Annotated in this window: 21 protein-coding genes and 1 tRNA gene; 10 read left to right on the forward strand and 12 right to left on the reverse strand. The window is 67.9% G+C overall.

The genetic code is table 11. The annotated features are described in order from the left end of the window. Positions 1–134: 134 nt before the first annotated feature. The 3 genes from ABIB14_RS10500 to ABIB14_RS10510 are packed head-to-tail and all read left to right on the forward strand — an operon-like array spanning position 135 to position 3,503. A complete protein-coding gene (locus ABIB14_RS10500) occupies positions 135–1,736 on the forward strand; it encodes a circularly permuted type 2 ATP-grasp protein (RefSeq protein ID WP_354235819.1) in 1,602 nt (533 codons plus the stop codon). Continuing rightward, positions 1,729–2,655 (forward strand): alpha-E domain-containing protein, encoded by a 927-nt coding sequence (locus ABIB14_RS10505; protein WP_354235820.1) that lies wholly within the window; start codon positions 1,729–1,731, stop codon positions 2,653–2,655. Before ABIB14_RS10500 ends, ABIB14_RS10505 begins: the two co-directional genes overlap by 8 nt. Next, positions 2,652–3,503: a transglutaminase family protein gene (locus tag ABIB14_RS10510; protein ID WP_354235821.1), complete on the forward strand. Its 852-nt coding sequence runs from the start codon at positions 2,652–2,654 to the stop codon at positions 3,501–3,503. Before ABIB14_RS10505 ends, ABIB14_RS10510 begins: the two co-directional genes overlap by 4 nt. A gap of 41 nt (positions 3,504–3,544) precedes the next feature. Here ABIB14_RS10510 and ABIB14_RS10515 read toward each other — a convergent pair whose 3' ends face one another. Further along, positions 3,545–4,030, reverse strand: coding sequence for a pyridoxamine 5'-phosphate oxidase family protein (locus ABIB14_RS10515; RefSeq protein WP_354235822.1), 486 nt, complete (start codon positions 4,028–4,030; stop codon positions 3,545–3,547). 161 nt (positions 4,031–4,191) lie between these two features. Here ABIB14_RS10515 and ABIB14_RS10520 point away from each other — a divergent pair, with 161 nt between their 5' ends. Continuing rightward, positions 4,192–5,886: a GAF domain-containing sensor histidine kinase gene (locus tag ABIB14_RS10520; protein ID WP_354235823.1), complete on the forward strand. Its 1,695-nt coding sequence runs from the start codon at positions 4,192–4,194 to the stop codon at positions 5,884–5,886. A gap of 6 nt (positions 5,887–5,892) precedes the next feature. Here ABIB14_RS10520 and ABIB14_RS10525 read toward each other — a convergent pair whose 3' ends face one another. From ABIB14_RS10525 to glgC, 4 genes are all read right to left on the reverse strand, one after another. Continuing rightward, the gene (locus ABIB14_RS10525; RefSeq protein ID WP_354235824.1) at positions 5,893–6,627 is read right to left on the reverse strand and encodes a response regulator; all 735 of its coding nucleotides are present in this window, start codon (positions 6,625–6,627) and stop codon (positions 5,893–5,895) included. 315 nt (positions 6,628–6,942) lie between these two features. After that, entirely contained in the window at positions 6,943–7,413 is a 471-nt protein-coding gene (locus ABIB14_RS10530) for a pyridoxamine 5'-phosphate oxidase family protein (protein ID WP_354235825.1), read from the reverse strand. A gap of 106 nt (positions 7,414–7,519) precedes the next feature. Then, entirely contained in the window at positions 7,520–9,043 is a 1,524-nt protein-coding gene (locus ABIB14_RS10535; RefSeq protein WP_502909644.1) for an SDR family NAD(P)-dependent oxidoreductase, read from the reverse strand. Positions 9,044–9,169: 126 nt separating this feature from the next. After that, entirely contained in the window at positions 9,170–10,588 is a 1,419-nt protein-coding gene (gene glgC / locus ABIB14_RS10540) for a glucose-1-phosphate adenylyltransferase (RefSeq protein ID WP_502909645.1), read from the reverse strand. Positions 10,589–10,690: 102 nt separating this feature from the next. Here glgC and glgA point away from each other — a divergent pair, with 102 nt between their 5' ends. Then, complete coding sequence (gene glgA, locus ABIB14_RS10545) at positions 10,691–11,890, forward strand: glycogen synthase (RefSeq protein ID WP_354235826.1); 1,200 nt, start codon at positions 10,691–10,693, stop codon at positions 11,888–11,890. Between the two features lie 82 nt (positions 11,891–11,972). On the opposite strand, the gene ABIB14_RS10550 is transcribed toward glgA, so the two are convergent. Beyond that, entirely contained in the window at positions 11,973–14,168 is a 2,196-nt protein-coding gene (locus tag ABIB14_RS10550) for an acyl-CoA dehydrogenase family protein (protein ID WP_502909646.1), read from the reverse strand. A gap of 66 nt (positions 14,169–14,234) precedes the next feature. Then, complete coding sequence (locus ABIB14_RS10555; protein ID WP_354235827.1) at positions 14,235–14,975, reverse strand: TetR family transcriptional regulator; 741 nt, start codon at positions 14,973–14,975, stop codon at positions 14,235–14,237. Positions 14,976–15,037: 62 nt separating this feature from the next. On the opposite strand from ABIB14_RS10555, the gene ABIB14_RS10560 reads away from it, so the two are divergent. Genes ABIB14_RS10560 through ABIB14_RS10570 form a run of 3 tightly spaced genes read left to right on the forward strand, consistent with a single transcriptional unit; the run spans position 15,038 to position 18,669 of the window. Next, a complete protein-coding gene (locus tag ABIB14_RS10560; protein ID WP_354235828.1) occupies positions 15,038–16,408 on the forward strand; it encodes an acetyl-CoA C-acetyltransferase in 1,371 nt (456 codons plus the stop codon). Positions 16,409–16,417: 9 nt separating this feature from the next. Next, a complete protein-coding gene (locus ABIB14_RS10565) occupies positions 16,418–17,758 on the forward strand; it encodes a 3-oxoacyl-ACP reductase (protein ID WP_354235829.1) in 1,341 nt (446 codons plus the stop codon). Then, positions 17,755–18,669 carry a MaoC family dehydratase gene (locus ABIB14_RS10570; RefSeq protein ID WP_354235830.1) on the forward strand — a complete coding sequence of 305 codons (915 nt, stop codon included), beginning with the start codon at positions 17,755–17,757 and terminating at the stop codon, positions 18,667–18,669. The genes ABIB14_RS10565 and ABIB14_RS10570 overlap by 4 nt, the downstream gene beginning before the upstream one ends. A 10-nt stretch (positions 18,670–18,679) precedes the next feature. Here the strand turns inward: ABIB14_RS10570 and ABIB14_RS10575 are convergent, their stop codons facing one another. From ABIB14_RS10575 to ABIB14_RS10590, 4 genes are all read right to left on the reverse strand, one after another. Then, positions 18,680–19,774 carry an FUSC family protein gene (locus ABIB14_RS10575; RefSeq protein ID WP_354235871.1) on the reverse strand — a complete coding sequence of 365 codons (1,095 nt, stop codon included), beginning with the start codon at positions 19,772–19,774 and terminating at the stop codon, positions 18,680–18,682. Positions 19,775–19,946: 172 nt separating this feature from the next. After that, positions 19,947–21,014, reverse strand: a complete 1,068-nt coding sequence (locus ABIB14_RS10580) for a glutathione S-transferase family protein (protein WP_354235831.1) — start codon at positions 21,012–21,014, stop codon at positions 19,947–19,949. 56 nt (positions 21,015–21,070) lie between these two features. Then, positions 21,071–21,859 carry a M50 family metallopeptidase gene (locus ABIB14_RS10585; protein WP_354235832.1) on the reverse strand — a complete coding sequence of 263 codons (789 nt, stop codon included), beginning with the start codon at positions 21,857–21,859 and terminating at the stop codon, positions 21,071–21,073. Between the two features lie 5 nt (positions 21,860–21,864). Next, positions 21,865–22,245: a TraR/DksA family transcriptional regulator gene (locus tag ABIB14_RS10590; RefSeq protein ID WP_354235833.1), complete on the reverse strand. Its 381-nt coding sequence runs from the start codon at positions 22,243–22,245 to the stop codon at positions 21,865–21,867. A 166-nt stretch (positions 22,246–22,411) separates the two neighbouring features. Here ABIB14_RS10590 and malQ point away from each other — a divergent pair, with 166 nt between their 5' ends. After that, complete coding sequence (malQ, locus tag ABIB14_RS10595; protein ID WP_354235834.1) at positions 22,412–24,580, forward strand: 4-alpha-glucanotransferase; 2,169 nt, start codon at positions 22,412–22,414, stop codon at positions 24,578–24,580. Positions 24,581–24,848: 268 nt separating this feature from the next. On the opposite strand, the gene ABIB14_RS10600 is transcribed toward malQ, so the two are convergent. Beyond that, positions 24,849–24,931: transfer RNA gene (locus tag ABIB14_RS10600), tRNA-Leu, on the reverse strand. Between the two features lie 151 nt (positions 24,932–25,082). Here ABIB14_RS10600 and ABIB14_RS10605 point away from each other — a divergent pair. Continuing rightward, a complete protein-coding gene (locus tag ABIB14_RS10605; RefSeq protein WP_354235835.1) occupies positions 25,083–26,387 on the forward strand; it encodes a M20/M25/M40 family metallo-hydrolase in 1,305 nt (434 codons plus the stop codon). Positions 26,388–26,407 lie beyond the last annotated feature (20 nt).

Consider the following 26,407-nt stretch of genomic DNA (forward strand, 5'->3'; position numbering starts at 1 on the left):
ACCGCCGCAGCGAATCATGGAGCACGGAAGCGGGGCAAACGGGGTGCGCCGGGCGGTCTCCGGCGTGAGCTGCAACACGCCCCGCGGAGTGGGCCGTTATGAGTTCGACCCGAAAAAATGGTTGGCTAGTGGACATGTCTGACCTTTTCCAGGATTACTCAGAGGCCGCCGGCCGCAGCGGTGCCTACGACGAGATGTTCGCGCCGGGCCATGTGGCCCGGCGCTCCTACGGGCAGGTCGCCGGGGCGCTGCAGGCACTGTCGCTCGCCGACGTTACGGCCCGTGCCGACTCGATGGCCCGGACCTTCCTGGACCGGGGCGTCACCTTCGACTACGCGGGGGAGGAGCGGCCGTTCCCGCTGGACATCGTGCCCCGGGTCATCCCGGCCGACGAATGGACTGTCCTGGAGCGCGGAGTGGCGCAGCGCGTGCGAGCCCTGGAGTCCTTCCTCGACGACGTGTATGGCAAGATGGCGGTCGTCTCCGACGGCGTCATCCCTCGGCAGCTCGTCACCACGAGCGCGCATTTCCACCGCCAGGTCCACGGCTTCGAACCGGCCGGCGGCGTGCGCGTGCACGTTTCCGGCATCGACGTCGTCCGCGACGCGGCGGGTACGTTCCGGGTTTTGGAAGACAACGTGCGGGTGCCCTCCGGCGTCAGCTATGTCCTGGAAAACCGCCGCGCCATGGCCAAGGGCCTGCCCGAGGCCTTCGGCCAGCAACTGATCCGCCCGGTGGAAGAGTACCCCCGCCGGCTGCTGTCAGCGCTGCGCAAAACGGCACCGTCCGGCGTCGACGATCCCACAGTGGTGGTCCTGACCCCCGGGGTGTTCAACAGCGCTTACTTCGAGCACACACTGCTGGCAGGCCTGATGGGCGTGGAACTGGTTGAGGGCCGCGACTTGATCTGCCGCGGCAACCGCGTGTACATGCGCACCACCGCCGGTGAGCAGCGCGTCGACGTGATCTACAAGCGGATCGACGACGAGTTCCTGGACCCGTTGCAGTTCCGCTCCGACTCCATGCTCGGCTGCCCCGGACTGGTCAACGCCGCCCGCGCCGGCGGCGTTACGATCGCCAACGCCGTGGGCAACGGCGTCGCCGACGACAAGCTGGTGTACAGCTACGTACCGGACCTGATCCGCTACTACCTGAGCGAAGAACCCGTGATAGCCAACGTGGACACCTTCCGCCTCGAGGAGAAGGAAGCCCGCGAGCATGTGCTGGACCGGCTCGACGAACTGGTGGTCAAACCGGTGGACGGTTCCGGCGGCAAGGGCCTGGTGATCGGACCGGACGCGTCCAGGGAGGAACTGGACGCCCTGCGCCAGCGCATCGTCGCGGACCCGCGCGGCTGGATCGCGCAGCCGGTGTTGCAGCTCTCCACCGTACCAACGCTCAGCGGCGACAGGTTCGGACCGCGGCACGTGGACCTGCGGCCCTTCGCCGTGAACGACGGCGACGACGTCTGGGTTCTGCCCGGCGGCCTGACCCGGGTGGCGCTGAAGGAGGGCTCGCTGATCGTGAACTCGAGCCAGGGCGGCGGCTCCAAGGACACCTGGGTGCTTGCGGACTCACCCCAGGTCCCGGTCGAGGCGATCCCGCGGCCCGCGGTCACGGTCCGCGACCGGGTGTCGGTCTGGCCGGTGGAGAGCAACTGGCGCGACAGCCAGAAAGAACAGCAACAGCAACAGCAGCAGGTTTCCAAGACGCAGGAGGTAGCCGCGAATGCTTAGCCGAATTGCCGAGTCACTGTTCTGGATCGGCCGCTACGTGGAACGGGCCGACGGGACCGCACGGATCCTTGACGTCCACCTCGAGCGGCTGAACCACCTGCCGATGGAGGAGCAGCGCAGCGTCGCGCGGGAACTCCTGGCCGTCATGGGGGCCCGCCCGCAGTCAGAGGAGTTCGGCCTGGACGAGCTCCTGCATGCCCTGGCCTACGACAAGCACAGCGCCACCTCCATCGCCGGGTCCCTCGGCGCCGCGCGTGAGAACGCCCGGCGGGCCAGGGAAACCGTGTCCTCCGGCCTTTGGGAGAGCCTGAACACCACGTACTACGGGCTCAACCAGCACCGCAAGGACGTGGTGGGCACCTACCGCTTCTGCACCTGGGTGCTGGAGCGCACCGCGATGGTCAGCGGCCTGGCGGATACCACGGTCAGTCACGATGACAGTTGGCTCTTTCTTGCCTTGGGCCGTTCGCTCGAGCGGGCCGATATGACCGCACGCATGCTCTCCACCCGGGACGTGCTCTCCGCCGGCATGTCCTGGGTGAACATGCTCCGCTGCGCCGGCGCGTACGAGTCGTTCCTGCGGACCCGACGTGCCGCGTTCGGCGACCAGCATGCGGCTGAGTTCCTGCTGCTGGACCGGCTCTTCCCGCGGTCCATCGTCTACGCCCTGCGCGATGCCGATGAGTGCCTGGCCAAGCTGGACCCGTCGGCGCAGCGCGTCGGCTTCATCAACGATGCCCGCCGGATCGTCGGCCAGGCCCGTACCTTCCTCGAGTTCCACCGCACCGACGACCTGATGTCCGAACTGCCGGAGCACATGGAGCGGGTGCAGAAAGCCGTGTCGCAGGCCTCGGACGCCATTTCCCGTAAATACTTCAATCAGGCGGACGAACTGGCCTGGGTGGGAGAAGTTTCATGACCCGGCTCAGCATCACCCACAAGACAGCGTACAAGTACAACAGGCGGGTGACCCTGTCCTACAACGAGGCCCGGATGACGCCGCTGACGGATCCGCAGCAGGTGGTGCTGGAATCTTCGATGAAGGTCTCACCCGCGCAGGCGGCGGTCAGCAGCTACCGCGACTACTGGGGGACCCGCGTGACGGCCTTCGACATGCAGATGCCGCACGAGCACCTCGAGGTCCTGTCCACCACTACGGTGGAGGTGCACCGCGTGGAGCGGGTCGCGGCGGAGGCGGACATCGTCGGCTGGGACGTGCTGTCCTCGCCGGAAACACTCAACCAGTTCAGCGACTGGATCCCCCAGTCGCAGCTGACCCGCCCCGGCGCCGAGGTGTTGGGCCTCGTGCCCGGCGTCGTCGAGGGGCGCAACCCGCACCAGGCGGCGATGGCCGTCTTCGAGTGGCTGCGCGGTGAGATGAGCTACATGTTGGGCTCCACCGGCGTCACCACCAACGCAGAGGAGGCCTGGGGCCAGCGGCAAGGCGTCTGCCAGGACCTCGCCCACCTCGCCATCGGGGCGCTGCGCAGCTGTGGAATCCCGGCCCGGTACGTGTCCGGCTATCTGCACCCGCGGTCGACGGCGGATCTCGGTGAGACCGTCGCCGGGCAGTCGCATGCGTGGCTGGAATGGTGGGACGGTGAGTGGCGCAGCTGGGACCCGACGAACCACAAGCCGGCCGGGGATTTCCACGTCACCGTGGCGCGGGGCCGGGACTACCGGGACGTGCCGCCGCTGAAGGGTATCCTGTCCGGCGGCGGAGGGTCGGCGCTGTCGGTTACCGTGGAAATCAGCCGGTTGGCCTGAGCCGCCTGCCAGGACCTGCAGGTGCCACTGCAAGGGTGGCGCTACTCGACGCCGGAGCGCGTGGCTTCGTCCAGTGGCGTCCACCACGTCAGCGGCGGCACGATCTTGAACCGCCTGCCCGTGACGGTGTCCGGTGTGATCCGGACGAAGTGCTCTTTCTTGCCGCCCTGCCACGGGAACAGCAGCAGCCCCACCGTGTCGAGGACCTCCTCCTGGGTCTTCACCCCGGCGGCCTGGCCCTTGATCACCACGCTCCAGGCAATGCCGGTGTCCGAATCGACGCCGTCGGCCTCTACGGCCACCGGTGTGTCGCCCGTGGCGGCCTGGAGTTTCGTGCCCTCCGCCGTGCGGAACACCAGGGTTCCGTGGTCCACTTTGTAGTTGATCGGGAAGATATCCGGGTGGTCGTCCACCCACACCGCCATGCGGCCCACGGTGACGCTGCGCAGGAGCCTCCAGCACTCGTGGTTGTCCAGGTTTTCAACGTTGTGCGGTCCGTTGGCGGCCGATTTCGGATCAGTGCTCATGGCGCCGAGCGTACGTCAGGCAGTGCAGCCGGGACTAGGGCATTATGTCCCGGCGATGTAACAATGGCTGCGCCCCCTCAGGCCCGCTCTGCACCGATGGGGGTATTCTGGCAACACGTCATCGGCGCGGATGCACGTCGTCGGAATGGGGGACATCGAAGATGAGTTCAGCAGGCAGCAGTCCGGACATAGCCACTTCCGGCAACCCGCGGATCGAGGACCTGATCAAGGATTGTGTGCCCCGCGCCGGCGAATTGCTCCAGTCCCAGGAGCGGATGGCGGGCCTGCTCGAAGCGGTCGTCGCCGTAGCCGAGGATCTCAGCCTGGATGCCGTGCTCGAACGCGTGGTTCAGTCGGCCTGCGGCCTCCTCCATGCCCGCTACGGCGCCCTGGGCGTAGTCGGCGATGACCATGCCCTGAGCCACTTCATCAGCATCGGAATCGACGGCGAACTCGCCCGGCAGATCGGTGCGCACCCCGTCGGCCATGGGGTGCTGGGCCTGCTGATCACGGACCCGCGGCCGCTGCGGCTGCATGACTTGCGCAAACATCCGGAGGCCTACGGATTTCCCGAGCACCACCCGCCCATGCAGTCGTTCCTAGGCGTGCCGGTCCGGGTCCGCGATACGGTCTTCGGCAACTTGTACCTGACGGATAAGGACGACGGCGGTGATTTCAGCGACGAGGATGAGAGCCTCGCGGTCGCGCTGGCTGCTGCCGCCGGCGTCGCGATCGAAAATGCCAAACTGTACGACGACGCCCGCCGCCGGGCCCGCTGGCTGGAAGCGTGCATGGATGTGTCCGGCCTGATGCTCGGCAGCGACCGGGACTACACCTCGGGCGGCCTCGATCCCATTGCCGCCCGGGCGCTTCAGGAGTCCGAGGCCCAGCTGGCGCTGATCGTGGTACCCGCCGTGTCCGGGCCCGGCTACATCGTGGCGGGCGCCGCGGGGGAGCGCGCCAAGGACTTATCCGGCACGTTACTCGCCCTTGACGCGCCCGAGTTGCAGGACGCGCTCGCCGGCGGCGAACCGGTCGTGCTCAACAACTCCGCCGCTGCGTTGGAAGCATACGGTGGCGGGATGGGTCAACTCCTCGCGGTGGCCCTCAGCACCCAAGGCGCCCATCATGGCCTGCTGCTGCTGGCCCGTGACCCGGATGCTCTGCGCTACGCCCGGACCGACATCGAGATGGGCGCTGTCTTCGGCTCGCATGTGGCCCTGGCCCTGGAACTGGCCCGCGTTCACCGGCTCCGCGAGAGACTGCTCGTGTTCACGGACCGGGACCGGATCGCCAGGGACCTTCACGACCTTGTCATCCAAAGGCTTTTCGCCGCGGGGCTGAGCGTCCAGAGCCTGACCCGGTTCACCAAGGACGAACTGGCGACCGAACGGATCCGCACTATCACCGGCGAATTGGACGAGGCGATCCGTAGCCTGCGGGACACGATCTATTCGCTCAGGAGCGGCAGCGGCGAGACCGAACTGCTCAGCGGCAGAATCCGCCGCGTCGCCAGGAGTTCGGCCAAGTCCATGCCCTTCACGCCCCGGCTCACTCTGACCGGCCCGGTTGATGCCGTCACCCCGGACAAGGCGGACAACGTGGTGGCCGTGGTCTCCGAGGGACTCAGCAACGCGATCCGGCATTCCGGGGCCGACGCCATCTCGGTCTCCGTCGCCGTCATCAAGGGCCGTGTCACGGTGGTCATCACGGACAACGGGTCCGGCTTCAACGTCACCGCCGAACGCAATGGCCTGGACAACTTGGAAGACCGGGCCAGGATGCTGGACGGCCAGTGCACGGTCACCTCCGCGCAGGATGCCGGCACAAGCGTGGAGTGGTCCGTCCCGCTCTAGCCGCCGTCAGCGCCCACCGTGCCGCCATACTCCGTCAGCCGCGGCGTCGACCCACGGGAACCCCTGGCCGGCCGGGCTGGCAATGAAGACGGCTGCCTGGGTACGGCGCTCGAAACCCAGCTTCGCGAGCAGGGACGAGACGTAGTTCTTCACCGTCTTTTCGGCCAGGAACATCTCGGCGGCGATCTGCCGGTTAGTGAGTCCGCCGCCGACCAGCTCCAGTACCCTGCGTTCCTGCGGGGTCAGGGCCGCGGTCCTCGGATCGACTTCCTGCGTTTCCACCATGCTCTCGACGACACCCGCGGCGACGCCTTCCTCGAAGAGTGATTCGCCCGCCGCGGCCCGCCGCAGGGCACCGATCAGGTCAGTGCCGCCAATCTCCTTCAGGATGTAGCCGGAGGCGCCGGCGAGGACAGCGCCCCGCAGTGCCCGCTCGTCGTCGAAGCTGGTGAGGATGATGCAGTTCAGCGAGGGATCCACGGAACGCACGTCCCGGCAGACCTCAATGCCGGTTCCGTCAGGGAGCCGGGCGTCCAGGACACAGACGTCGGGGTGCAGCGCCGGAATCCGCCGCGTCGCCTCCACCGCCGAGCCCGAGCTGCCGACCACCAGGAAGCCCTCGCCCTCCAACAGTTCCTGGAGGCCGCGGCGGACCAGCTCATGATCGTCGAGGATGAAAACGCGGACAACCGCCGGGCGCCCCTCCGCCTCGTTGACACCGGCATCTGCCCAGGCCATCATGTTTCTCCCGCTGGTTGTAGGTCGCTCGCACGCAGTGCAGGCATAGCTACCATTGTGGTGCCTAACGCCCCCGATGGAGGCGAATCCGGAAGTTTTTGTGTGCCGGGCACCCCAATTCTTCGCCCGGCGCCGAGCCCGCAACAAGGGTCATTCGGCCTACGGAACCCGGCCGCCGCCGTGACTTTCGGCCCTGGCACAGCGGACATGGCGGCTTCGAGGGTTTGCTGCTGGGATCGGTGAGCTCCGCCCTCGTAGCCACGGGCACTGCCCGTTTCCGGTGGTTCACGCCCCTCAAAGCGCAAGGCCGGCCCCGGCCTACTCGAAGGAGGCCCGCCGGGGGTCTCCGAGCCTGGTGTGCCACACATCCGGGTTATTGACCTTGAAGCGGCGCCCGGTGAGTGCCTTCGGGGCCAGCCGCACGTAATAGTTCTTTTCGCCCGGATGCCACGGCTCCAGGAGCAGCCCGTCAACGGCGTCCTTGTCGGTCTGGTCCTCGATGAGCTCCGCTTCGCCGCGGGCGACGACGCTCCATGCCGCCTGCTCATGCGTGTCGTAGCCGTCGATTTCGAATGCAACAGGCTTGGCGGTGATCGCGCCCCAGAGTTTCGTACCGCCCGCGGTGCGGAACACGATCGACCGGCGCTGCAGGACAAAGTTCACCGGAAAGACCTCCGGATGGCCGTCCACGATCAGTGCGATCCGCCCCACCACCTCGCTGTCCAAAAGTACCCAGCACTGCTCAATAGACAGCTGGAAATTGGGCGGGGGTGTCGACGTCGTATTCACAGCTCCACGTTACGGACAGCCTGCGGGCCGTCATTAGGGCCATAAGGCCCGTGGCACTGACTGAGGTCCGTCTGCCGGGCAGCCGCAGAACGGATCCGCGCCGGCCTCACCAGGGGCTGGGTTTGTAGTCCTTCAGGAAGACGCCGTACTGGTCGTCCCCGGCCTCGCCCGTGACGATGGGGTCGTAGACCCGGGCAGCGCCGTCCACGAGGTCCAGCGGGGCGTGGAAACCCTCCTCCATCAGCCGGACCTTCGTGTAGTGCGGCCGCTCATCGGTGATCCAGCCGGTGTCGACCGCGGTCATCAGGATGCCGTCGGTCTCGAGCATCTCCTTGGCACTGGTGCGGGTCATCATGTTCAGCGCGGCCTTGGCCATGTTGGTGTGCGGGTGCCCGGGCCCCTTGTAGGCGCGGGAGAACTGGCCCTCCATGGCGCTGACATTGACGATGTACTTGCGCCGCGCGGTGGAGCGTTTCATCGCCCCGCGCAGCCGGCTCACCAGCAGGAACGGTGCGGTGACGTTGCACAGCTGCACTTCGAGCATCTCGAGCGGATCGACCTCGTCCAGCACCTGCGTCCAGCTGTTGATGCTTGCAAGGTCCGGGACCAGGCCGCCGGCGTCGATCGCGGTGCCGGAGGCAATCCGTTCCAGCGATGCGGAGCCGGTGGACAGGGCCAGTGAGGTGATGGCGTCCCCCGCCAGCACCGGATGGTCCAGGACCGAACTGGCCAGCGCCAGCGGGTGCTTGTCGTGGGCGTGGCCGAAGGTGACCAGTTCGGGGCCTCCGTTGGCCGGCTGAAGTTCCGCCGGCAGCGTCTCGGCTTCGGCGTCGACCAGCGGCTGGTAGGCGTTGCCTGAGCGCCGTACCGTTTGGGCGGCGTTGTTGATGATGATGTCCAGGGGCCCCGCGGCGTCGAGGGCATCCGTCAGCGCCATCACCTGGGAGGGATCACGCAGGTCGATGCCCACAATCCGCAGCCGGTGCAGCCAGTCGGCGCTGTCTTCCATCGCGGCAAAGCGGCGGGCGGCGTCCTTCGGGAAACGCGTGGTGATCGTAGTGTGGGCGCCGTCGCGGAGCAGCCGCAGCGCAATGTACATACCGATCTTGGCCCGGCCGCCGGTCAGCAGCGCGCGCCGGCCGCTCAGGTCCGTCCGCGCGTCCCGCTTGCTGTGGCTGAAGAGCGCGCACTCCGGGCAGAGTTGGTGGTAGAAGGCGTCCACCTGGGTGTAGTGCTGCTTGCAGATGTAGCACGGCCGCGACTTGATCAGGTGCCCGGCTACTTCGCCGGTGGCCGAGGGCGCCAGCTTGTTGCCGCGCGTCTCGTCATCGATCCGGTCCGGGGCCGCCGTCGCGGTCTGGGCGATTACGGCGCGGTCCGCCTCGGCGATCAGGTCCCGTTTGGTGACCCTGCGGTGGCGCTTAACGGCCTTGAACATCTTCCCCGTCGCGCGCCGGATCGCAAGATAGTCCGGGTGCTCCTCGTCGTAGACGTGGATGCTGTCCAGCACTTTGAGGCAGGCAGTGATTTCCGCAGGGGTCAGCCCGGCCGGAGTCAACCCGGCAGGGGCGGACGCGGCCGGGTCCGGTGAATCGCTGGCCGGGGCGGGGGGCAGATCGGGGGAGCTCATTGGCCCAATTTTACAGCCCGGCCGGCGCACGGGCGGACGCCGGAATCCCGCCAGCCCCGGCGCGGGGGCCACCTGGCGGGATCCCGGCGTCGGGTACCGGCTTAGTCCGGCCTTGGTACGGCTTGCTCAGTACGCCTTGGTGGAGGCCTTCCCGGAAACCTTGACGCCGACGGCGGCGGCCTGCGCTTCGGCGGCCTTGTCCACGGAGTGCCGCAGGGCCGGCCAATTTTCCGTGGCGGCCCTGACCGCATCCGGTACCAGGATGAGATTGGCGGCCGAGAGGGCACGCTCGGCGTCGCCGGGTTCCGGGACAATTTGTCCCTTGGAAAGGACCGTGATGCCGGAGTCGGTCACCTTGAAGCCCCGGGACCGGTCCAGTTCGGGGTCCAGGCCGATAGCTGCATGCGCGGGGATCCGGACGTTCTTGTCGACGATGGCGCGTTTGACGACGGCGCCCGCGCCGACCCGCACCTTGTCCATCAGCACGGAATCAAGGACCCGGCTGGACGTGCTGACGTAGACGTCGTTGGAGAGCACGGAGCCCTCCACGATGCCGCCGGAGATCACGGTCCCGCTGGCAACGATCGAATCCAGGGCCGAGCCGACGGTGCCTCGGTCGCCGCGGACGAACTTGGCCGGCGGGGAGATGCTCTGCCGGGTGTAGATGGGCCACTCGGAGTTGTACAGGTTGAAGACCGGGACGGGGGAGATCAGGTCCATGTGGGCGTCGTAGAACGAATCGATGGTGCCGACGTCGCGCCAGTAGGTGCGGTCACGTTCGGTCGATCCGGGGATCTCGTTGAGTGTGAAGTCGTAGACCCCGGCTTCGCCCTGGTCAACGAAGTACGGGATGATGTCCCCGCCCATGTCGTGCTTGGTGTCGAGGCGTTCCGCGTCGACGTGCAGAGCTTCGACGAGCGCGTCGGCGTTGAAGACGTAGTTGCCCATGGAGGCCAGGAACTGGGAGGGGTCAGCGGCGAGGCCGGGAGTGGAGGACGGCTTCTCCACGAACGCAGCGATCTTTTGCGGATTCTCCTGGTCCACCTCGATCACGCCGAACTGGTCTGCCATGTGCAGCGGCTGGCGCACCGCGGCCACCGTTGCTTTGGCGCCGCTGGCGACGTGTTGGGCGACCATTTGCGCGAAATCCATCCGGTAGACGTGGTCCGCGCCGACCACGACGACGATGTCGGGGTTGGCGTCGTGGATCAGGTTCAGCGACTGGTAGATGGCGTTGGCGCTGCCAAGGAACCAGCTCTTGCCGACCCGTTGCTGGGCCGGTACGGAGGCAACGTAGTTCCCGAGCTGCGTGGACATGCGCCATGTTTCGGAAATGTGCCGGTCAAGGCTGTGGGATTTGTATTGCGTCAGGACGACAATCTGCAAATAACGGGAATTCACCAGGTTGGAAAGGGCAAAATCAATGAGTCGGTAACTCCCTGCGAACGGAACCGCGGGCTTGGCCCGGTCAGCCGTCAATGGCATCAGCCTGTTTCCCTCGCCACCTGCAAGGACAATGGCCAAAACTTTCTTCTGCTGCGGCATAGTGATCGCTCCTGAACGCCTTCGTTGCTCCCCAAATTCGTCCGGTCTGCCCGAACGTCTTCACACTAGAACAGATCAGCCTAAACGACTACCTTAGGGTTTGTGCGAATAGACATTGTGACCAAAGAATTTCCGCCCGAAATCTATGGGGGCGCCGGCGTCCACGTAGCCGAACTCAGCCGGGTGCTGGCCAGCAGGGTGGAGTTGAACGTCCGGGCCTTCGGTGCGGGACGTGCTCCCGACTACTACGGCGCCGCCGTCAGCTCCTATCCAGTGCCGGGGGATCTGGCTGACGCCAACGCTGCCGTACAGACGCTGGGCGTGGACGTCAGGATCGTGCCGGACATTGCCGGGGCTGACCTGGTGCACTCGCACACCTGGTACGCCAACATGGCCGGGCACATCGCCTCGCTGCTGCACGGCATTCCGCACGTGCTCAGTGCCCACAGCCTGGAGCCGCTGCGGCCTTGGAAAGCCGAGCAGCTCGGCGGCGGCTATGCCCTTTCCTCCTGGGTGGAGAAGACCGCCTATGAGTCCGCCGCCGCGATCATCGCCGTCTCGGAAGGCATGCGCCGGGACATCCTGCGCAGCTACCCCGAGGTGGATCCGGCCAAGGTCCGCGTGGTGCACAACGGCATCGACGTCAGCCTCTGGAATCGGGACGAAGGCGAGGACGCCATCCGCGCCCTCGGGATCGATCCGGCGCTGCCCAGCGTCGTCTTCGTCGGCCGCAACACGCGGCAGAAGGGCGTACCGTACCTGCTGCGGGCCGCCGCCAAACTTCCCGTGGATGTACAAGTGGTGCTGTGCCTCGGCGCCGCGGACACCCCCGAACTCGCCGCGGAGACCGCCCGGCTGATCGAGGAACTGCAGTCCCAGCGCAGCGGCGTGATCCTGGTGGAGCGGATGCTTCCGCGCCACGAGCTAATCCAGGTTCTCAGCCACGCCACCGCATTCGCCTGCCCGTCCATCTACGAGCCACTCGGAATCGTGAACCTGGAGGCTATGGCCTGCGGCGCAGCAGTGGTGGCCAGCGCCACCGGCGGCATCCCGGAGGTGGTTCAGCACGGCGAGACCGGCCTCCTCGTACAGCTCGAGCAGGTCACCGACGGCACCGGCACCCCTCTGGATCCGGAGAAGTTCGTCACAGAATTCGCCGCAGCCCTGACCGAAGTGGTCTCCGACCCGGAGCGTGCCCGTGTCATGGGACGGGCCGGCCGCCGCCGGGCCGAGGAGCACTTCTCCTGGGAATCCATCACCGAAACCACCCTTGAGGTCTACCGCTCGGTGCTACCGGACTGACCGCCCACATTAAAGAGCGCAGTACCGACGACGGCGCCGCCCCCGGAACAAGGGAGCGGCGCCGTCGTCGTGGTGTGCCGGTTCAGCCCCGCTGGGCGCGGGATTTCTTGCCGCCCTGCGGTTTCGTGTCGCGTGCGGTGCGGGCCAGCAGGATCTTCTCGTCCAGCGGCGCCTGGCCGCTGGCGCGCTGGACGCGGAAGAATTCCCGGGCCTCGTCCTGGCGGGTCTTCTCCGCCCCGGTGGCGATCGCGGCGCGCAGGTGTTCGGGGCCAAAGCCGAAGGCGTCCACGAGGTCCAGGGCGTGCGGACGGATCTTCACGAGAAGCCGGTTGATATATTCGCCCACGGTGCGGGCGCGCTGCATCGAGAGCCGGCCGTTCATCAGATACCAGGACAGGTTCTTCTCGATCAGGGACAGGCCGAACAGGTCCCGCAGCCAGGTCAGGACCGCTTTGGTTCCAGGGTCCGCCACGTTCCCCAGTGCCTCGGTAAACGCCTCCCACTGCAGCAGTTCGGCGTGTGCCTGGGCCGCTTCGATGAGCTCGTTCTGATGGCTGTTGAACAGTGCCGCGGCCTGCTGCTGGGGCAGCTTGTTCGCACCTTTGAGCGCCGCGCCGACCTCGGCCACCATGGCCTGGACGCGTTCGGTCAGCAGCGCCCGCTGGTTGGCCTCGTCCTTGATGGCGCTGGCAGCCTTGTGGACCGAGCCGGAGTCCGCCACGAACTGGGCGACGCCGCGCAGTCCGGTCCGGTGGATGGCGGCGCCGGTGGCCTGCCCGACGACGTAGCGGGCCAGCACGCCGAAGTCGACGTTGCGGAACTCCTTGGCGTAGTCTGCCAGCAGCCGCTTCGCGACGAGCTGCAGTAGCACGGTGTTGTCGCCTTCGAAGGTGGCATAGACGTCGAGGTCCGCGCGCAGCGAGGCAAACCGGTTCTCGATCAGGAAACCGGCGCCGCCACACGCTTCACGGCACTCCTGCAGGGTGTCGAGGGCGTGCCAGGTGCTCAGTGCCTTCAGCGCGGCGGCCAGGGTTTCCAGGTCCTGGCGGTCCTCGTCGGTGTCGTTCCGGCCGGAGAAGACGTCGTCGAATTTCTGCAGCAGCTGTTCGCTGGCGAAGCTGGCGGCATAGGTTGTCGCGAGCCGGGTGAACAGCCGGCGCTGGTGCCGCTGGTAGTCCAGCAGGACCTCCTCGTCCGTGGGCGAGGAGGCATTGAACTGGCGGCGCTCGGCGGCGTACTGGATGGCGGTCTTGAGTGCCAGCTTGGACGCGGTCACGGCGGCGCCGTCGAGCGAAACCCGGCCCTGGACCAGGGTGCCCAGCATCGTGAAGAAGCGGCGGCCCGGGCTCGCAATGGCTGAGGTGTAGCTGCCGTCGGCGTCGACGTTGCCGTAGCGGTTGAGCAGGTTGGTCCGCGGGATACGCACCTGGGTGAAGTGCAGCCGGCCGTTGTCGATCCCGTTCAGGCCGCCCTTCACGCCGTCGTCCTCGCCGCCGATGCCGGGCAGGAAGTCCGTGGTCTCCGGGTCGCGCAGCTGCATGTAAAAGGCGTGCACGCCGTGATTGACGCCGTTGGTGATCAGCTGGGCGAAGACGACGGCGGCCACGCCGTCGAGCGCCGCGTTGCCGATGTAGTCCTTCCAGGCCGCACGGAAAGGCGTGTGCACGACGAATTCGCCGGTGGCGGGATCGTAGGTGGCGGTGGTGGCGATGCTGGCTACGTCCGAACCGTGGCCCGTTTCGGTCATGGCGAAGCAGCCGGGAATGTCCAGGTTCATGATGCCGGGCAGCCACTTCGCGTGGTGTTCCTCGGTGCCGAGGTGGTTCACCGCGGACCCGAACAGGCCCCACTGTACTCCGGACTTGATCTGCAACGAGGGGTCGGCGATGACCAACTCCTGGAAGCCGGCAACGTTGGCGCCGTGTTCGTCCGCGCCGCCGACCGCTGCCGGGAAGGCACGGTGCACGGCACCGTGGTCCACCAGGAACTTGAGCTGGCCGAAAACGCGTTGGCGGTGCTCGGTGTGGGTGAGTCCCTCGGTCTTGTGGAGCTCCGGGCGGCCGGCAAGTTCCCGGGCCTGCCGGCGGACGGCGGCCCACTTGCCCAGCAGCTGTTCGCCCAGGGCGGCGACGTCGACGGCGGGGGCTCCGGTCGGGGTTCGGGTCGGGGTTCGGGTCGGGGTTCCGGTTGCCCGGGCGGGGGCCATGGCCGGCGAGGTCTGCGGCGCGCGGTCCCGGGAGATGGCGGGCTCCGCAGGGCGGTCGGCTAGTTCAGTCATGTCGATTCCTTCGTTGGCGCTGACACTGTGGGTAGGGCAAAGGGGCGGTCCGGGATGCAGGGTTGGTTAGGGGAGCGGCGGGTCTTGGAGTTCGGGTGCGACGCCGAAACAGAGCCAGTCCGTGATCTGGCGGGCCATCGCTTCGTGGCCGGGCTTGAGAAGGGAGTCCGGGCTCGCCAGCCACTGCTCGCCGGCATTCCGGACCAGCCCGATGGCGGCGATTGGCCAGTAGCCGATCATGGCCTCCCTGCCCGGCACGGCACGCAGCAGGCTCCTCATGGGCAGCGCGATCATCTCGCCGATCGCGTCGAAGAAGTGCCCCATCGCGCCCGCCGCCTCGACCGAGCCGTTGTGGCTCCCGGCGTCGCCGGGCGCGTAGCGGGTGACAAAGGCGTAGACGTTCGGGCTGGTCTCGGCCATCTGCAGGTAGGCGGAGACCATGGCGTAAAGCCCTTCGCGCGCGGTCTGGGCGCTTTGTGCGGCTTCCTGGATCCGCCGCTGCATCTGATTCAAGACAACTTCGCCGACGGCTTGTTGGAGGCCGGCCTTATCGCCGAAGTAGCGGTAGAAGACGGACTTCGAGGTACCCCCGGCCGCGGCGATGTCCTCCATTGAGGCCTCACTGCCGAGTGCATGCACGGCCTTCCGCGCGGATTTGATCAGCTCGCGGCGCCGTTCCTCGCGGTGGGATTGCCAGCGGGACGTTCTTCCATCGACGGCTGCGCTGCCGGTGCTGGCTGCAGCCGCATGCGGGTTGCCGTCCGCACCGCGGGGCGGGCCGGCGGGATCTGCCTGGAGGATGTTCACGATACCGAGCGTATCAGGTACGCTGGGTATCAGTAATCCGCTTTGACCTAAGGAGACAGCCCATGCCTGTAAACGGAACGTCCACGACCGGACCCGGCGACGCCGCAGCACCGGCCGTCGGACCCGCGACCGCGCCGCAGCTCCGCAGGGCCGTCGTGGTGGGCGGCAACCGCATCCCGTTCGCCCGGACCGGCGGCGCCTACACCAAATCCTCCAACCAGGACATGCTCACCGCGGCTTTGGACGGGCTGATCGCCCGTTTCGGCCTGCAGGAAGAGCGGATCGGCGAAGTGGCCGCCGGCGCCGTGCTCAAGCACTCCCGTGACTTCAACCTGACCCGCGAGGCGGTCCTCGGCTCGGCGCTCTCCGCCGAGACGCCTGCCTACGACCTTCAGCAGGCCTGCGCCACCGGCCTGGAAACGGTGCTGGGCCTGGCGAACAAGATCAAGCTGGGCCAGATCGACTCTGCTATCGCCGGCGGTGTGGACTCCGCCTCCGACGCCCCGATCGCGGTCAGCGAGGGCCTGCGCGAAATCCTGCTGGACCTGAACCGCGCCAAGACCCTGCCGCAGCGGCTCCAGGTGCTCAGCCGGCTCCGGCCCAAGGACCTCGCGCCGGACGCCCCCACCACCGGCGAGCCGCGCACCGGGCTGTCGATGGGCGAACACCAGGCGCTCACCACCGCGCAGTGGAAGATCACCCGTGAGGCTCAGGACCTTCTGGCCTACAACAGCCACCGCAACCTCGCCGCCGCGTACGACGCCGGCTTCTTCGACGATCTGCTCACCCCGTACCGCGGGCTCGGCAAGGACTCAAACCTCCGCCCGGACACCACGGTCGAGAAACTCGCCGGCCTCAAGCCGGTTTTCGGTAAGAACCTTGGGGCCGCCGCAACCATGACGGCCGGCAACTCCACTCCGCTCACCGACGGCGCCTCCACCGTTCTGCTCGCCTCCGAGGACTGGGCCGACGCGCACGACCTGCCCAAGCTGGCCACCGTCCTGGACGGCGAGGCGGCCGCCGTCGACTTTGTCCACGGCAAGGACGGCCTGCTGATGGCCCCCGCGTTCGCGGTGCCGCGTCTGCTTGCCCGCCATGGCCTGAGCTTCGCGGACATCGACTTCTTCGAAATCCATGAGGCGTTCGCCGGTACCGTGCTGAGCACCCTGGCGGCGTGGGAGGACGAGGAGTTCTGCCGCGCCCGCCTGGGCCTGGACGGCGCCCTGGGCAGCATCGACCGTGCCAAGCTCAACGTCAACGGCTCCTCCCTCGCGGCGGGGCACCCCTTCGCCGCGACCGGCGGCCGCATCGTTGCCACGCTGGCGAAGATGCTGCACGCCAAGGGACAGGTGGACGGCCGCCCCGCCCGCGGGCTCATCTCCGTCTGCGCGGCCGGTGGCCAGGGTGTCGTCGCCATTCTTGAAGCACACTAGGGGGACCGGATGACCGACAAATACACTCACTTCGTCAGCAGGGGCTTCGGCAAGGACGTCGCCAAGCGGCTCGGCCTGCCGCAGCCGGTGGTCCTCCGGCGCTTTCAGCCCGGACAGCCGCTGGTCCGTGGCCCGGTCCTGGTCCAGGGAACCGGCAGCGGCGCCGATGAACTCGCTGCCGCGCTGCTGTCCTGGGACCTCGACGTCCGCCGCCATGCCGTGCCGCGCGAAAAGCTCGGCGCCATCATCCTCGTCCTCGATGAGCTAGCACGGCCCGAGGACCTGGCAAAGCCAGTGCTCACCGCCGCCGCCTCGCTCCGGGACCTCGACGCCAACGCCCGTGTGGTCACCGTCTCCCGGGATACCGTCAGCGCCTCCGACCCGGCGGCCGCGGCGGCCCGGCAGGGCGTCGACGGACTGCTGCGTTCCCTCGCCAAGGAACTGCGCGCCGGGGCCACCGCCAACGGCATCGTGCTGGCCGAGGACGCGCGGACCACGAGTCCCAGTGCCCTCGGGGCGCTCCGGTTCTTCCTCTCGGGCCGCTCCGCCTTCGTGGACGGCCAGTTCCTCACGGTTTCCTCGACGGCGGGTGAGCAGCCGGCCGACGCAGAGAGGCCGCTGGCGGGGAAGGTCGCCGTCGTGACCGGGGCCGCCCGCGGGATCGGCGCGGCGATCGCCCGTACGCTTTATCGCGACGGCGCCACCGTCGTCGTCGTGGACATCCCGGCCGCGGGCGACCACCTTGCGACGGTTACCAACGAGGTGCACGGGACCGCGCTGCAGCTGGACATCAGCCGGGAGGACGCCGGGGCGCGGATCATCGACCACGCCGTGCAGCGGCACGGCCGGCTGGACATCGTGATCCACAACGCCGGCATCACCCGCGACAAGCTGCTCGCCAACATGGACCAAGGCCGCTGGAACTCGGTGATTGCCGTGAACATTGCCGCTCAGCTGCGCATCAACGAGGCGCTGCTGGCCTCGGAGCACTTCCGCGACTCGCCGCGGATCGTCTCGGTTGCCTCCACCAGCGGCATCGCCGGCAACCGCGGGCAGACCAACTACGCCGCGTCCAAGGGCGGCGTCATCGGCATGGTCCGCGCCACCGCGCCGCTGCTCGCAGCGTACGCCGGGTCCATCAACGCCGTCGCTCCCGGCTTCATCGAGACCGAGATGACAGCACGGATCCCGTTCGCCACCCGCGAGGTGGCCCGCCGGCTCAACTCGCTGCAGCAGGGCGGCCAGCCCGGTGACGTGGCCGAGGCCATCGCGTTCCTGGCCAGCGACGCCGCGGGCGGGATCTCCGGGGAGGTGCTGCGCGTCTGCGGGCAGAACCTGGTGGGGGCATGACCGCTTCGCAGTCCGTGATCCTCGGCGAGATGCCGTCCCTCTCCAAGCTCTACGTGAACGCTGCTGCCACAGCGGCGCGCCTGCGTCTGCTCGGCGCGCAGGCGGGCACGCAGTTGCCCGGGGGCAGCCACGAGGTCCGCGGCGTGCAGGCCGGCGTCGCCAATCTGACCGCCTACCAGCACCTGATCGGCGAAACCGCGAGCGACGTGCTGCCAGCCGGCTTCATCCACGCGCTGACGTTTCCGCTGTCCATGTCGGTAATGAACCGGGACGACTTTCCGCTGCCGCTGCTGGGGATGATCCACCTCACCAACAAGGTGGTCCAGTCCGCACCGGTGCGCTTTACCGAGGCGCTGGACATCCGGGCCCGGGCCGAAAACCTGCGCGGGCACCGGGCCGGGACCCAGCTGGACCTGGTGGCAGAGGTGCGCGGCGCGGGCGAGGACTTCGTCCGCTGGCGCGGAGTGTCCAGCTACCTCGCTAAAGGGGTGTTCCTGCCGGGGATCGACAAGGCCTCGGCCGCTGCAGCGGCCGAAGGCTTCAGCGCCCCGAATCCGACGGCGCTATGGCAGCTCGGTGTGGACACCGGTCGGGCCTACGCCGCCGTGTCGGGTGACTTCAACCCGATCCACCTGAGCGTGCTCAGCGCCAAAGCCCTGGGCATGCGGCGCTCCATCGCCCACGGCATGTACCTCGCCTCGAGGGCACTGGCCGACGTCGGCGCCGCCAAGGGTGAGGCCTTCAGCTGGGATGTGGCGTTCGAGGCGCCGGTTTTCCTGCCGGCCCGGGTCGCGCTGGACATCGGCACGGTGCAGGCCGAGGACGGTGCGTGGCTGCGTTCCGAGTACGTGGCCTGGAGTCCGCATTCGGGACGGAAGCACTTCAGCGGGTCGGTGGCCTCGCTGAAGTAGCGGAGCCCGGCTAGCTGGAGTTGCTGGCGGTGCCGTTCGGTTCGCGGCGTCCGTCGCCCGACTTGGCGACACGCAGCATCCGGTGCAGGCTGAGCAGGATCGACTCGACCGCGCTGGGGGCATCCCCTGGCTGGTCGTCCGCGGCGACCCGGGCGGTGAAGGCCTTGACAGCGGTGTCGGCTTCCTCGACGAGTTCGGCCAGCCGCTTGGGTTCCTCCTCCTCTGCGGCCCGCAGCACGTCCCCCACCAGGGTCATAGCGTCCGCTAGCGGCTCGGCATACCCGTCCGGGATCACAAAAGGGGTGTCTTCAGCCCAAATGACGTCGGAGAGCACCTGGGTCACGTCCTGGATGTGAAAGGTCAGCCGTTCCAGGTCACGCAGGTTGCGGTAGTCGCCGTCCACATCCCGGGGATGCAGGCGCCGCCGTGGATTGGCGTGCCGGCTCGCGTCCGCCTTCTGCACGGCGGCGCGCACCGAGCGGGCGCGGCCCGCGAGCGACTCCGAGCGGCGTGACCAGTCCTCGTGCTCCGGCGGCCACCTTTCCTGGAGCGCCTTGCCCATGTCCCAAAGTTGCTGCGCCAGGGCCAGCCGCAGTTCGGCCAGGCTGAGGGCCGCGGCCTTGAAATGCAGCGGCGGGAAGACCAGCAGGTTCACGACGATGCCGACGGTGACGCCCACGCCCATTTGGACCAGGTAGCCGAAGGAGAACTTGTCCGGGTTGTGGCCGCCGACCAGCAGCACCAGGAGGGCCGCTGTCGGGATCCAGTCACTGCCCGAACCGATCCGCGGCAGACCGGCGAGGATGACGCCGAGACCCATCACGATTGCGACAGTCAGCGGCGACGGGCTCCCCAGGCTGAAAAGCACATAGGCGAGCCCGATGCCGAGGGCCAGACCCACAAGGGTCTGGACACCCTGACGCATTGAACCCGAGACGTTCTCGTACATGGCGACGAGCGCGCCCAGCGGGGCGTAGTACGGGTAGTCCGCCGCTGATCCGGGCATGAACGGGGCGATATAGAACGCGACGCCGGCGGCGAGAGCCGCCTTGGTGGCCAGTTGCAGCCGGGGCCACAGGAGGGCAGCGGACACGCTCCCGGCCATTGTCCGCCACAGCCTGTGCGTCCTTGAGGGGCGGGCACCGGCGTCGAATTCTTTAGCGTTTGCCATCCCGGCTCACCCTAGGGCCGGTGGTGGTACTGCGACAACTGGACGAAACCCCCAAGGCTGAGTCCGCCTGCATCACGGCCGGGTGCAGTGGATGCCCGGCAGCTGCTCAGCCGGCGCCGTGTCCGGCCGCGACCTCTTCGCCGGCCCGGACCGGCCCGGGCGGGGTGCCGTTGCCGAAGGGCCGGCCGCCGAGCGCCTCCCTGCCGTGCTCCGAGAGCCAGTTGCCCAGCTCAGGCCCGTTCGGGACGACCCCGGTGGGGTTGATGTCCTCATGGACGATGTAATAGTGCTGTTTGATTTGCACGAAGTCGATCGTGTCGCCGAAGCCAGGGGTCTGGAACAGGTCCCGCGCGTAGGCCCACAGCACCGGCATTTCGCTGAGCTTCTGCCGGTTGCACTTGAAATGGCCGTGGTAGACGGCGTCGAAGCGGGCCAGCGTGGTGAAGAGCCGGACGTCCGCCTCGGTGATCGTATCGCCCGCCAAGTAGCGCTGTCCGGTGAGCCGCTCCTCCAACCAGTCCAGCGCCGTCCAGAGCCGGTCGTAGGCGGCGTCATAGGCCGCCTGGGAACCGGCGAAGCCGCAGCGGTAAACGCCGTTGTTGACCTCGGTGAAGACGCGCTTATTGACGACGTCAATTTCCTTCCGGAGGTGCTCGGGATAGAGGTCCGGGGCGCCGTCGCGGTGGAACTCCGTCCACTCGGTGGCGAAGTCGAGGGTGATCTGCGGGAAGTCGTTGGTAACGACGGCGCCACTGGGCACATCGACGATCGCCGGCACCGTGATGCCGCGCGGGTAGTCCGGGAAGCGGCGGAAATAGGCCTGCTGGATCCGCTCTATGCCCAACACCGGATCCTTGCCGCCCGGATCGAGGTCGAAGGTCCAGGAGCGGGCGTCGTGGGTGGGGCCCGGCTGGCCCAGCGAAATGACGTCCTCCAGGCCCAGGAGCCGCCGCGCGATCACGGTCCGGTTGGCCCACGGGCAGGCGCGGGCCGCGATCAGCCGGTAGCGGCCGGCCTCCACCGGCCAGCCGGGCTCGCCGTTGGCCCCGGGGGTACGGTCGCGGGTAATCCGGTCCTCGATGTAGTTGGTGTCCCGGTTGAACTCCGCGCCGCCCGTGACGTAGGCGCCGCGGGTGCTGAAGGACCGGGCATGGTTCGTGGTTGTCTCACTCATCCTCCCAGCCTAGGCGCAGCGCGGAGCCGTAGGGAGCCGAGGCCCGGCAGAGGGGCCTAGACGAAAAGGCCTGCGAGGACCGGTGCCATCGGCTGCCAGGCAACCCACCAGGCCGCGGCCACCACCGCGGCGAACAGCCCGATCCAGACAACGGCAGGCAACGCCGTGGAACGGGACAGCAGGTACGCGTCCGACGTCGACAGCCTGTTCCGGTGCTTGGCGTGGACCGCCGCCAGTTTGCCCAGGTCCCGAACAGCTGCGACGAGCAGGGCAAGGCCCAGCACGATCATCACGTGGCCGATGAATCCGGCCGGCACAAACAGGACCAGCAGCGCCGCGGCGAGCACGGCGGCAGCCGTGATCAGCACGCCGCCGAGGTTGCGCAGGAAGAGAAAGGAAGCGAGTAACAGGAGCGTGCCGACAGACATCGCCGCCGGACCCCAGCCGTTGAAGCCGCACCAGACCATGGCGGCGCCGACGACCGCGGGCACCGGGTAGCCCCAAAACGTCGACCAGACGGCGGCCAGCGGACGCCGGCTATAGCTCGTGGTCGTGCCGGAATGATCCAGGCTGAGCCGGATGCCGCCGAGGCGCTGGCCCGTCATGAGCGCTGCGAAGGCATGGCCCAGTTCATGGGTCACGGTGGCGAGCAGGCCGAAGTACCGCCAGCTGGCACGCGGCAAGCACAGCGCGATGGCGAGGCCGACCGCCACCCATAGCTCGGTACCGGTCACCTCGGGGGCAGCGGCGTGGCTGAACCCGTCAACGATCCGCTGCCACCACGTACCGGCCAGGTTACCGGCGGCGAGGGCCGCTGACTCGATGCTCAGCGGGGGAATAGTCATAGCGGTCATGCCTTCCCGGTTAGGCCTGCCGTGTTCTGCCTGCCACCGGAGTGCCGGATGCAGTAGGGGGTCCACGGACGGGCTTCGAGCCTGCCCTCGGCGATCGGACCGCCGCAGACCGCGCAGATGCCGTAAGTCCCGGCCTCGATCCGGGCCAGGGCCGCCTCGATCTGTGCCAGGCCCGCCTCGCTCCGCTCCAGCAGCGCGGCGGCCTGGGAGAGTTCGAAGGCGATCGTCGCGCCCTCCGGATCGTGTTCGTCGTCGACGTTGGAGTCCTGCCGGGCAGCATTCACCGAGGAAATGTCCTGCCGGAGAGCAGGGAGCAGGGCAAGCTTCCGCTCGCGCTCCTCGCTGAGGAGAATCCGGAACCGTTCGACGTCGTCCATAGGGTGCAAGGTTAGCGTGGCGGGTCGGGCGCCGTCGAAACAGCCCCGGGACGTCATCGGGGACAGCCGTCCCGCGGAGTCCACCGGACCTTTTCCCGCACCCCGGCCGCCCGTACAGTGGGTTCTGATTCAGTGGCTACCTAGTTCCGCCAGCGAAGGAGATTCAATGGACACGCCGGTTACCGATCCGCTGCTGCGGGAACTGGCCGCGGCCCACGGCGTCGGCACCTCCTATTGGGGCTGGGACGGCGTGGAACGGGCAGTGGCGTCCGGCACGTTGCGGCACGTCCTCACCGCCCTCGGCATCAGGTCCGGCGGTAACGAGCAGATCCGGCAGTCGCTGGCAGAAAAGGAACTGGCACCCTGGCGACGGTTCCTGCCGGCCATCGTGGTGGCCCGGGAGGGTAGGGCTGCGTCCTTCGACGTCCATGTTCCGCACGGAAGCCGCGTCGGCGTCTGGATCGTTTCGGAGGACGGTACACGGCACGAGGCCCGGCAGTTGGAGAACTGGGAGGCTCCGGCGGACGTCGACGGCGTCCTCACCGGCCGCGCGACCTTCACCACGCCGGACGGGATGGATCTCGGCTGGCACACCATCCTGGCGGACGCGGGCAGCGGTCCGGCCGAATGCCCGCTGGTGGTCACGCCGCAGCGGCTGAACACCACCGGGGCGCTGGCGGGGCGCCGCAGCTGGGGACTCGCGGCGCAGCTCTACTCCGTACGTTCCACCCGGTCGTGGGGGATTGGCGACTTCGCGGACCTGGCCGATCTCGCCGCGACGGCTGCGGCGGAGGGGGCAGACTTCGTCCAGGTCAACCCGCTGCACGCGGCCGAGCCCCGGCCGCCGGTCGAGGACTCGCCGTACCTTCCCGCCACCCGGCGCTTCTTCAATCCGCTGTACATCCGAGTGGAGGACATTCCGGAGTTCGCATATCTTGATGCTCAGGCGCTCGCCGCCTCGAAGAGTCTGGCGTCCCGGCTGCACGCCGCCAACCGCGAGGCGGGGCTGCTGGACCGCAACACCAGCTATGAGGCCAAGCTGACCGTCCTCGAGCAGGTGTTCCTCGTCCGCCGCGGTCCCGCCCGCTCACGCCAGTTCAGCGACTTCTGCCAGGACCACGGCCAGGGCCTCGATGACTTCGCGCTCTGGTGTGCGCTGAGCGAAACCCTTGACCGCTCGGCCCCGGAGTGGGCCGACGACGCCGCAACACCGGACACCGGGTACTGCGCAACACAACGGGCGGCGCTCGCGGACCGGATCGAGTTCTACTGCTGGCTCCAGTGGATCTGTGACCAGCAGCTGGAGTCGGCGCAGGACGTCGCGCGGCGGGCCGGCATGGGGATCGGCGTCGTGCATGACCTGGCGGTCGGGGTGAAACTCGACGGCGCCGACGCCTGGACACTGTCCGGCGTCCTCGCGCATGGAGTGACGGTGGGTGCCCCGCCGGACATGTTCAACCAGCAGGGCCAGAACTGGACCCAGCCGCCGTGGCACCCTGGGCGGCTGGCGGAGTCCGACTATGCCGCTTATCGGGACATGCTGAGGACCGTGTTGCGCCATGCCGGCGGCATCCGCGTGGATCATGTTTTGGGTCTGTTCCGTCTCTGGTGGATTCCGGCGGGCGCCGGGCCGGGCGAAGGCACCTACGTCTACTACGACCATGAAGCGCTGATCGGGATCCTTGCCCTCGAGGCGCAGCGCGCGGGGGCAGTCGTCATCGGCGAGGACCTCGGCGTCTTCGAGCCCTGGGTGCGGGACTACCTGGCCGACCGCGGGATCTTCGGCACCTCGATCCTCTGGTTCGAGCACGACGACGCCGGCCCGCTGGCGCCCGAACGCTACCGGCAGCAGTGCCTCACGAGCGTCAACACCCATGACCTGCCGCCCACCGCCGGTTACCTGGCTGGCGAACATGTCACGCTGCGTGAGTCTCTGGGGCTGCTGCTCCGTCCCGTCGCGGAAGAACGCGCCGCAGACTCCGCGGAGCAGGAAGCGGTGCTGACCCTCGTGCGGGAGCGTGGACTCCTGCCCGGCACGGGGCCGGAGACCCATCGGGCAGGGGTACAGGAAACGATTGAAGCGCTGTATGCATTTACGGCGCTCACGCCGTCGTCGTTGCTGGGCGTGGCGCTGGTCGATGCTGTGGGGGAGACCCGTACGCAGAACCAGCCCGGCACCAGCACCCAGTACCCCAACTGGCGCATCCCGCTGGCCGGACCGGACGGCGTCGTTCTCATCGAGGAGTTGCCCGACGACGCCCGGTTCCGTTCGCTCCTTGGCACGGTCCGGCACGCACTCCGCCCAGACGCCGCTGGGGTTAGCAACGACCGGTGATCTTCCTACGAACGGAGAGATCCCATGTCGCGTGAAGACCTGGCACAACGCCATGGCGCGTCCGCCGAGGACCCACGGCTTGCCACCGGGACTTTCGCCCGGCTCCGGGCGGAAATTCTTGAGGCGGCGCCGTCAACCAGCCCGGATAGGACACGACAGGTGCAGATGGGAAGTGCTAACAGGAAGCTGCTTCCCGTCCGGGGGCAGCGGGGCGGGTCGGGCAACAAAAATGCCCCGGAATCCTTGGATTCCAGGGCATTTCCTGTAGTGCGCGGAGGGGGACTTGAACCCCCACCCCCTTTCGAGGACTAGCACCTCAAGCTAGCGCGTCTGCCATTCCGCCACCCGCGCAGGTGGTAATTCCGGGAACCAATTCGCCTTTCAGCGTTTTGCTTTTCTCGGAAGCAGCGAGAAAGACTCTAGCACGAAGATTCGGCAAACAAATAATCGGGGCCAGTGGGTAGGCTGAAGCCAGCACTGACCCACCGCCACGAGGAGCGCAATGAGTGATATTCGGCCCGAAGATGAGGTCGTCCGGATCTGTCAGGAACTGATCCGGACCGACACGTCCAACTACGGTGACGGATCCGGCCCGGGAGAGCGCGCCGCCGCAGAGTACACTGCCGGACTCATCACGGAAGTCGGACTGGACGCCGAGATCTTCGAATCCGCGCCGGGCCGCGCCAGCGTGGTTACCCGACTGACCGGGGAGGACCCGTCGGCCACCGCGCTGGTGGTCCACGGCCACCTCGACGTCGTCCCAGCGCTGCGAGAACAGTGGTCCGTGGACCCCTTCGGTGCGGAACTCAAAGACGGTATGATCTGGGGCCGCGGCGCCGTGGACATGAAGGACATGGACGCCATGATCCTCGCCGTCATGCGGGATTTCGCCCGCACCGGCCGTAAACCCAAGCGGGACCTGATTTTCGCGTTCTTTGCTGACGAGGAGGCCGGCGGCAAGTATGGCGCCAGCTACGCCGTCGACCACCGGCCGGAACTGTTCGAGGGCGCTACCGAGGCGATCTCCGAAGTGGGCGGCTTCTCGGCGAACATCGGCGGCCAACGGACGTACCTGCTGCAGACGGCGGAAAAGGGCCTCTCCTGGCTGCGGCTGGTAGCCCAGGGGCGTGCGGGCCACGGCTCGCAGATCAACACAGACAACGCCGTGACCCGGCTCGCAAGCGCCGTGTCCCGAATCGGCGAATACCGCTGGCCGGTCGAACTGACCCCCACCACCCGGCAGTTCCTCGACGGCGTGACCGAACTGACGGGCGTGGAGTTCGACCCGGACGACCCGGACAAGATCCTCAAGGAGCTCGGCACGGTGGCCCGCTTTGTCGGCGCCACGCTGCAGAACACCACCAACCCCACCCTGCTCAAGGGCGGCTACAAGCACAACGTCATCCCCGAGTCGGCCGAAGCCCTCGTGGACTGCCGGACGCTTCCGGGCCAACAGGAACACGTCCTCGAGGTGGTCCGCGAACTGGCCGGCGCCGGAGTTGACATCAGCTATGTCCACCAGGACGTGTCCCTTGAGGTGCCGTTCGCCGGCAACCTCGTGGACTCCATGATCGATGCGCTGCACTCCCAGGACCCGGGCGCCAAGGTCCTCCCGTACACACTGTCCGGCGGCACAGACAACAAGTCGCTGAGCCGGCTGGGCATCACCGGATACGGCTTCGCGCCGCTGATGCTGCCGGATGAACTGGACTTCACCGGTATGTTCCACGGCGTGGACGAACGGGTACCGGCCGACTCGCTCAAGTTCGGCGCCCGCGTGCTGAACACCCTGCTGAGCAACTACTAAGGGGAAACCGAAGGAATGGC

Origin of the sequence: Arthrobacter sp. UYEF3 (genome assembly GCF_040546245.1) — a bacterium.
Taxonomy (GTDB): domain Bacteria; phylum Actinomycetota; class Actinomycetes; order Actinomycetales; family Micrococcaceae; genus Arthrobacter.